This window comes from Calditrichota bacterium (genome assembly GCA_014359355.1).
Classification (GTDB): domain Bacteria; phylum Zhuqueibacterota; class Zhuqueibacteria; order JANLFK01; family Oleimicrobiaceae; genus Oleimicrobium.
The window spans coordinates 1-9016 of record JACIZP010000117.1; the positions used below are offsets into that span (position 1 = coordinate 1).

Consider the following 9016-nt stretch of genomic DNA (forward strand, 5'->3'; position numbering starts at 1 on the left):
CCTGGAATCAGCTTGGCGGTGATTTTCACGTAGGCCCCATCACGCTTGTTGCTGCGGTAGAGCTCAAAACCCAAGTTCTCGGTCTCCGTGGCAGTGACCCATTTCAGGCGAATGCCAGAGGGGATGCTGACTGCCTCGAAAGAGACCAGTTCCACCGCCACCACCAGGTTGTCGGTCGACCAGGTGGGGAAATCAATCGCCCCAAAACCTCCCACCAGCTGCACAGTGCGCAGCTCCGAATCGCCGTAATGGGTCGCCTCGATCACCGAGGGGCCATTCCACGCCCGGGCGAAAATGACGCTCCCGTGGGCCAGACGATCGTGGGTAAACTGCACAGAGAACTTACCCTCGTCCGGATTCAGCGGAAACCCGGCGCCGACAAAGGTCACGCCGATGAGCTCATCGTCGCCAGTGGGGTTGCCAAAATCATCGGGGATATCGTTGATGCCATTTGCCCCGACGTAGATGATCTGGATGAGGTCGCCGGTGCCGAGGAAGGCGTTGCCATGGAGCCATTGGCCCGTGTGATCTTTCACGCCGCTGGCGCAACTGATGTCAACCGTTCCTGCACCCGCCGCCGAAACCCACTGGAGGGTTACCGCAGCCGCGATTGCGTAAAGCCATTTTTCCCTGCCACCCATTCACATCCTCCCACAGGTCGCCCAGACCTGACTATTCTTTCGTCATCTCGCGGGATTAGGGAACATCCACACCTTGCTGCCTTGACTGTTCCTGATATGCAGCCAGTACCCCTTTCCCGGTTCCAGCTTGATGTCGGCTACTCCCGACCCCACCTCGTTCAGCCACAGTCCGTCGTACTGCGTTCCCGTTCTGTCGACCAGCCAGGCAATGTCATAGTCCTTGCCGTTCCAGGCCATGATGCGGTCGGCCTGGCGCATGTTGGAGGCACCCACCACAACCCCATTCTCCCTCAGCCCGGTCTCGTGGAGGTCAACGACAGTGGGAAAGCAGGTGCCAATGAGATTGTATCCCGGACTGAGCGTAATCACCCGCACCGAGTCGGTACAGACTTCCCCCAGGAAAGTGAGGTCGACTGCAGGATGCCCTTGCCGGATTTCTACCCAGAAGCCCTCGCCGGCACGCAGCTTCATCTTGCTCAGGGCCCCGCCAGACTGGGAGAACCACTTGCCATCGTAAGGGGTGCCGGTGCCACCGGCCAACCACGCAACCTCATAGCCGCTGCCTGTCCATTTCAGCACACGATCGGCCTGGGTGGCGTTCGGTCCCCCGGTGAGCCGCGTTCCAAGGATCTCGCCCAAGGACGAGTCGGCCGGGATCAGAGGAAGGGAGACCAAATTGAGGCCCGGGTTCAGCCGGTGCCGCATCTTACCGATGCGGCCGACAGCTTCTTTGGCACCCGCAGGGCGCTTGGCCTTTATGACGTAGAAGCGGTCCCCCTCGTCCGAGGCGGCGCCCACGTCCGTCCACTCCGTGCCGCGAATAGAGGCAACGGGGTCCTGTGGTTCAAAGTAAGGCGAGTCTCCTCGATACACGTAGTATGCCTCAGCACGCGGCACTTCCTTCCACCGCAAGTTGAGGTCGCCACCCACTGTGCTGGCCCGTGGCTGCAGGTCCGGCGGATTGCTGGTGCAGCGCACCATCACCGCATACATGCTGCCCGTGCCTGAAGTACTTCCGTTCGGGCCAAGAGTGACCGTTTCCCCGGGAGCATATGTCCGCTGTGAGCTCCATATGCGAAAGTCACTGCAACCAGGATCGGTCACTCCCACCCGGTCACCCGTCTGCACAAAGCCAGTAGTCAGCCACGACGGCACAGGTACACGTGCGTCGTGCACCACGTAAACGGTCACCGAGTCGCCAGCCACAAACGACACGGCGAGATCGCTATTGGTCTTGTCGTTGTTGAGTGTCTTGATCCACAGCAGGCCTTCATAGCCCTGAGGAATGCTTGTCACGCGGTAGTCGCGGTCGGCGTAGTAGGGATCACCGACGCCGACATAAGCGGGGACGTACGTGCTCGGCGTGATGGAGTGAACCACTCCTTCGCCAGTAATCGCCGCCACCTGGATGTAGACGAAGGTCATCGAGGTCTGCCCCTGGTCGTCAGTCACATAGAGGCGTGGCTCGTACCCTCCGTCCTCGACGTACGTGTGGGTGACCACCGGCGACCAGGAGCTGTCCCCGTCGCCAAATTCCCACAAATAGGACACGATGCGCCCGTCCAAATCGTACGAAGCGGAACCATCGAAGGTCACCGTGAGCGGCATGGTGCCAGAAGTGGGTGTTGCCTGGATCACCGGCATGGGCGCGTTGCCCCTGCCCTCTATCACCGGAATCTCCCCCAGAATGCGATGGAACAGACTACCACGCTTGTCCATCCACACCACGTGCGCGCAGTTTTGACCGGCAGCTACTGCGGGGTGGCCGCATCCGGTGGGAGCGCCTGGGTCGATGAGCTGCGCCTGGCCCCACCCGGTTGTAGGATCATAAACGTTGTAAATCACCCGGTCAGTGTCGGTAAAGAGCGTCTTGTCCCCCTGGTGACTGACCACGTAGATGCGACCCTGCCCGTCTATGGCTATGCGAGGATAATGGCTGCCGTACACCTGGCTCCATTCCAAACCTGGCACGCGCTGACGCTGCCAATTGTTTGAGCCCACCCGTTTGGCAACCCAAGCAGCCCTGTCCCAATAGCTCACATAGGGGGTGCCATCCGGGTGCACGGCAATGAACAGACCCTCACCGATCTTCTCCTCGGAATTGTCGATGTTCTCGACCCCTTGCCAGGACCCCGCGCGAAAGAGGCGATAGAGGGGATCATAATCTTCGCCCATGTTGTCCCATCGCCAGAGGAGGTGGACGTCGCCAGCCGGTCCAGAAGCAATGTCGCAATAAGCATGTATGCGGTCGGTAACCGTGTAGTACACAAGCACTGAATCGCCAAAGGTAGTGGCATCGGCGGTTTTCATGCGATAGAACGGTGCTTCGCTGCCAAGGTACTTGCCGCGATAAATTACCCAGAGATTGTCGTATGTATCTGCGGTGATGGCGAACTTTTCGGCAGTTGCCACATAGACAGGTGGGGACCAACTCTCACCAAGACGCGCCGCGTACTTGACCTTCCCATCTGCGTACCATGCCACGTGGGGTAGCCCGCGACTATCCACAGCGACGTCCAGGGAGTTGTGGCAGCGTGCCCAGGCACCTCCGCTCCCAGGGATGCGCTCCGGTTCACTCCAACTTGTGAGATTGAAGCGCATGTAGTAGACTCCCTCGGAACCCAAGAAGACCAGGTGGGCACGTCCATACTTGTCGACCGCCATCGCAGGGAACCTGCCGTCCACACCCAGGGGCAGCGGGTGCCCGGCCTGTGTGCCGGCATAGAGCGTGAGGCTCTTGCTCTTGGTTTGACCGGCGTAGTCGACCCTCATCCGCAAGTGGTAAGTCCCGGGCATGCTGAAGGTGACGGTCCCAGACCGTCCAGTGCCCAACGCCACGTTCTCTGGCCCCCCTACTCTGTCGTAGAACCAGCTGTACGCCGAAGGATCGGTGATGAGTTGACCCTCGCTGTCGTAAGCCTCCCCTTCATAGGCAATCGCCTGTCCCAAATCGAAGCGGTTCTGCGTGGGCTGGGTAATCACCAGAGAGAGCTTGTTGCTCACCGAGGCAAAAAAGTCCAACATCCAGCCATCGCCAGGATTAGCCTCAGTGCCATCACCGGTGAGCGTGAAGTTGAACGGGTAGTACTGAATCCACGCGCTGTGCCAGAACCAGTAATTCCCATTCTCGCGCTCCAGCACCGCCTCGCTGGTAATCTGCTGCTTCAAATCCTCGGTGTAAACGCCATTCGATCCACGGTTCAGTTGCTCATTGTTCACCTGCGGCCTATTGCCCGACATGTGCGGCTGCGGGTGTCCGTGCGTGTAGCAAATATCAGCAGTCGGGATGTCGATGATTCCCTCGTCGGACATCGGGCTTATGCCGCAGAGCCTTTGTGGGTCGACCGCATGCACCGTGTCCACCAACGCCTTTGCCAGCGGCACGCGGTCAGCGGGCCTTTTGGCTGTGGAAAAGACCTCCGGGTATTGATAGCCGCCGTGTCCGTACTCGTTGGCGATGTCCAAGAATACATGGCGGTAAGGACGCAGCCACTCTGTGGCGTTGCGCACCGCCCTATAGATGGCCGCCGGGCTGTCCCAATGGTCGCGGTCCAAGTTCGGGGTCAAAGCCTTTTTCCGGCACTGCCTCTGGTAGAAATAGCCCACGTTGACTACCATGTCCAGTTCACGCGCCCGCTCCAGTATGGCCCGCAGCCGCTCCATGTACTCGGGTTTCAGCGACCCGTCCGGGCGAAACGCGCTATTGGAGTACCACTTGCCGTTGGCATCGATCTCGAAACCGGGGCTCCCTCCTTGGAGATTGATGCCAATGGTGTTGATGCCGTATGCACGGTACTGCGACATAGCAGTCAACAACTCCTGGGTCTGTTGGTCATCCCACAAGGCGTTGACGACACGGATGCCCCACATTTCGAAGGGCTTGTCGTCAAGAAGAAAACGTGTGCCTTGTACACTCAAGACGTTGCCTCCCTGAAGTGGTGCAACAGACCCAACTAAGAGCGTTAGCACGACCGTGAGGCCGCGTAGCTTGCTTCGCGCCTTGCTGACTCCGGTTGCCGTAACACTGCACAGGCTGCTCTTCGTCACGTCCCTCACCTCGCCTCGTCCCTGGAAAGAAAAGCAGTGCGCGACTCTTGCGCGGCATGACCAGTTGCCGCGTCTTCGCTGCGCTTGGCTGGTGTAGCGCAACCACCGCATAGGTGTCTCGTTGCCCGGCCAGCATCTCCTCTCTCCACTGCTTCTCTCTTGCCCTGCCGAGGCTCACCCCCTCCCCTTTTTCACTCATCAAGCTCGCAGCGCCTCTCTCTCTCCTCACTCGCTTGTCGTGGTGGTAAACCAGGTCCAAGATTTTGCTTTTCTGGGGCCTACGCCAGGAGGCTGCGGGCGGTGGAGATCACCTCGTTCACTTCCCGCATGTCCACCGGCTTGAAAATCTGGTAGGTAACGCCTTCCTGGGCCACCATCTGGCGGACCTGGTAGTTGAAATCGCGCGAGATGACCACGATGGGAAGGCGCGGTCTGCTCCGCCGCACGATGGGCACCAAGTCGATGCCGTGGATCCCCGACAGGTCGAGGTCAACGATGAGCAAATCGACCTTGTCTTCCAGGATGCGGAGCAGCACATCGCCCGCCTTACGCAGGCAGGTAACCTGAAATCGCGCGTCGGCCATGTCGCGCGCAAAGATCGCCTCGATTTCCGGATCAACAGTCGCCACCACGATTTGCTTCTTGCGTGATCCTGGTCTCGTCTGCATCGTCTTTCTGCCAGAATGAACCCGTTCCGCGCTGCTCGGTGCTCGAATACCTGTCTTGGCATCCCCTGTTTTACAAAGGCTATGCCATGCGCAGGGCGATCCGAGGCCCCCTGAGGATAGCTCTGCATCTCATTGACAATACAGAGCCTTAGGCCGCGCAGTAGCGAGGGCCATTTCGCCGGAGACTTCCGGACTCTAAGCCCAGAATGTGGCACGAAAGCCACACTCCAGAACCAAGGAAATCGCTAACCATTTGTTGCTAAGGGGATTGCGTCTGTGTGGCGTGCGCTACACAAAGGGGCAGGAAGAGCAGGTACTGGGGACACAACAGTGATGCAGGCGGTCCACACCATGGCCCTCTGCGGGCGCAGGGCGATGTCCAGTCCTATGCGAAGGAGAACCTTTCAAGAGTGGGTGTGAAACGTGTCGGAGCTCAGCGGGAGAAAACAAAAATCCGTCCCTCAGGACGGATTGGGTTACGTGGGGCCCGGCAGACGGCAGGAGCTCGGCAATGGAGTGCGCTCACTCCTCCCCGCGCATGTCGCCTGCGTAAATGGCTTCCTTGCTAAGATTGTGCTCCTCGAGCATGCGGTAGATAGTCTTGCGGTTTAGCCCTGCAGCCTCTGCAGCGCGGGAGATGTTGCCGCCATGCCTGCGGATTAGCCGCTCCAAGTACTCACGCTCAAAGCGCTGTACCACCTGCTCTTTCGCCTCGTGGAAAGGCAGATCCGTGGGGGTCGGCGGGTAGGAAGCCTTCCCCACGGAGCGGACCTTTTCCGGAAGGTCGCGCAGCTCCAAAGTACCCGTGGTGGACATGGAGACGGCGTGCTCAATGGCATTCTGCAGCTCTCTGACGTTGCCTGGCCAGTGGTAGCGCTGCAGAGCCAAAAGGGCCTCGTTTGAAATCTTGCCCACCTCAATCTGGTTTGATTTGCTGAATTCCCGCAGGAAGTGGTAGGCTAAGAGCGGAATGTCCTCTGCACGCTCACGAAGCGGGGGCACCTTGATGTTCACCACGCAGAGGCGGTAGTACAACTCGTGGCGAAGTCGTTTGCTTGCCACGGCTTCTTCCGGGTCGATGTTGGTGGCCGACACGACGCGGATGTCGACCCCGATGAGCTTCTTGCCGCCCAGGCGCCGAAATTCCAGCTCTTCCAGCACCCGCAGCAGCTTCCCCTGGAGGTTGTAGCTCATCTCGGCAATTTCATCGAGGAAGAGCGTGCCGCCATGGGCGATCTCGATGAGCCCCTCTTTCGTCGTCACCGCGCCGGTGAAGGCACCGCGCTCATACCCAAAAAGTTCACTTTCGAGGAGATTCTCCGGCAAGGCCGCACAGTCCACTGCCACGAAGGGCCGCGCAGCCCGGCTGCTGTAATAGTGAATGGCGCGCGCCACGAGCTCCTTTCCTGTGCCCGATTCGCCGGTGACCATCACATTGGCACTGGTGCGCGCGACTTTCCTCACCTGCTCCAGAATCTTCTTGATGGCATCGCTGGTGCCCACAATCTTGTCTGGGCGAGGCCCCGCCTCTATCTGGGAGCGCAAAGCGGAGTTCTCGCGGGTCAGTTCGGCATACTTCAGTGCCCGTTCCACAACGATGCGCAAATCATCGCTGGAGAAGGGCTTGGGGATGTAGTCAAACGCCCCTTCACGGATGGCCTTCTTGGCACTGTCGATGGACGCGTACCCCGTGTAGATGACCACCACGACATCCGGGTCCTCCTCCAGTGCCGCCTTCAGCAACTCGATGCCGCTCATATGCGGCATGACCAAGTCGGCGAGAATGACCCACGGTTTCTTCTCTCTGAGCACGGTGAGTGCCTGGTGGCCGCTGTTGACGCCGATGCACGAATAGCCCAGATTGCGCAACAACTCCAGGCGACTACTTAGAGAGTCTTCTTCGTCGTCGACGACGAGAATCAGTCGCTCGGTCTCATTCATGCGCGCGCTCCTATGGACTGCGGTTCCATGACCATAGCCGGGAGGGAAACAATCACGGTGGCCCCTCGTCCATGCTGGCTCCTCACTTCGATGTGACCGCCATGGTCGCTGACAATGCCATAGCAAAGGGAAAGCCCAAGGCCCGCTTGTCTGCTCACCTTCTTGGTGGTAAAGAAAGGGTCGAATATGTGCGGCAGTATGTGTTCCGGGATCCCCACCCCTGTGTCGCTCACTTCCACCTCCACCTGCCCGGTGTGCCGATTGTGGCGAGCGGCGATCCGTATCACACCTTTGTCGACGATGGCCTCGGCCGCGTTCCGCAATATGTTGACAAAGCAGCGTTCCAGGTCACTCTCGCTCCCCAGAATTTTCGGCAAGTCAGGGCTGATGTCTGTTTCCACGGTGACGTCAGCCGGCGTGCGCGCAATCTCAGACACCGCCGCTGCATTGCGCAGCACCGTGGCGATGTCTACGGGTGCATATTCTTCTGGAGCGCTTCTGGTGAAACCCACAAGGAAGCTGGTGACGTTGGCTATTTGCCGAATCTGCTTCTGGATGGCTTCCAACTCGGCACGCACTCCCGCCACCTCGGCTCCCTTGGCAATTTCGATCTCAAGAAGGCTCACATGGTTCTGCAAGGCCTCCAGGGGATTGTTGATTTCGTGGGCGATGCGCCCAGCCAGTTGTGCCAGGCTGTCCATCTTTTCCTGAAACACCTGCCGGGCGCGCGCACGCACCGTTTCGCTCACGTCCTTGGCGCAAAGGGTGACAATCCGGGTGCCATCCGCCAAGACTTGAGCCTGCAACTCATAGTCGACGTGGCATTCACCTCTGTACGGACTCCGCCAGCTCAGTCTGCCCCGCACGGGTTTCTCTGCAGCTAAGGCCTCACGGAGTTCCGCCTCAAGGCGGCCCCAAGGGACTTCCCCGCCGATGTTGGACAAGGCGCTGCCGACGAGCTTGTCCTCGTCTCCTTGTGCGGATGCTGCAAAAGCCCGATTGCAGAAAAGGACTTTGCCCTCCGTGGAAAGGACCGCCACGAGCTCATCGATGCTGTTGAGCACGCCCTCGGCATAGGCGCTCCGCACCCGCATCTGAGCGACCTGGCGGGCAATCTCCTTGCGGAGCAGGTCCTTCTGAGCAGCAGGCAGTTCTCCACCAGGTTCGCGCTCAACCGCGGGAACCTCGGCGAGCAGCATGGTCTCGCCTCTGCCGCCGGGCAACGGGAAGGCAGAAACGACAACCGCGGCGTCTCTCGCTTGCTGTCGGGGCGTGATCAACTCCGCACGCACCCACTTGCCGCTGCGGCGAGCTTCTGGCACCGGGCAATCCTCACACACGGCACGTTGTCCCCGAAGAGCCGCGTAGCAATGCTGCCCGGCAAGCCCCTCGTGCGACTCCATGGCAAAGAGCTGGGCATAGGCGCTGCTTGCCCGCACGATTTGAAAATCCGCATCAATCACCATGACCGGCGCGGGCAGAGAATCCAAAACGGCTTGTAGGCGAGCCTGGGCCTGGTGGCGTTCCCGATAGAGCCTAAGCTCCTCGCTCACAGGGATGCTCAAAATGAGTGCGCCCACCACCTTGTCGTTGCTGCGCAGGGGAACAACCTCGTCGCGGAAGGCCTGCACGGTCTCCCCATCAGGTCCCTGCAAAGGTGCCTCGATTGGCTGCCCGCGCCAAGGAGAACCTGTGGACAGCACCTGGCGTACGGCTTGC

The 9016-nt window shown here is 59.9% G+C and carries 5 protein-coding genes; all 5 read right to left on the reverse strand.

Features of this window, described 5'->3' with window-relative positions:
- Positions 1 to 641 (reverse strand): hypothetical protein (locus H5U38_04795; GenBank protein MBC7186340.1); only part of this gene is annotated, 641 nt, incomplete at its 3' end.
- Positions 642 to 683: 42 nt separating this feature from the next.
- Positions 684 to 4559 (reverse strand): PKD domain-containing protein, encoded by a 3876-nt coding sequence (locus tag H5U38_04800; GenBank protein ID MBC7186341.1) that lies wholly within the window; start codon positions 4557 to 4559, stop codon positions 684 to 686.
- Between the two features lie 407 nt (positions 4560 to 4966).
- Positions 4967 to 5356, reverse strand: coding sequence for a response regulator (locus H5U38_04805; GenBank protein MBC7186342.1), 390 nt, complete (start codon positions 5354 to 5356; stop codon positions 4967 to 4969).
- A 522-nt stretch (positions 5357 to 5878) separates the two neighbouring features.
- Positions 5879 to 7297, reverse strand: coding sequence for a sigma-54-dependent Fis family transcriptional regulator (locus H5U38_04810; protein ID MBC7186343.1), 1419 nt, complete (start codon positions 7295 to 7297; stop codon positions 5879 to 5881).
- Entirely contained in the window at positions 7294 to 8952 is a 1659-nt protein-coding gene (locus H5U38_04815; protein MBC7186344.1) for a PAS domain-containing protein, read from the reverse strand. Before H5U38_04815 ends, H5U38_04810 begins: the two co-directional genes overlap by 4 nt.
- Between the last annotated feature and the right edge of the window lie 64 nt (positions 8953 to 9016).

Excerpts from the sequence above, each read along its gene's own strand:
- H5U38_04805 (MBC7186342.1), bottom strand. The coding sequence starts at position 5,356 with ATGCAGACGAGACCAGGATCACGCAAGAAGCAAATCGTGGTGGCGACT.
- H5U38_04810 (MBC7186343.1), bottom strand. The coding sequence starts at position 7,297 with ATGAATGAGACCGAGCGACTGATTCTCGTCGTCGACGACGAAGAAGAC.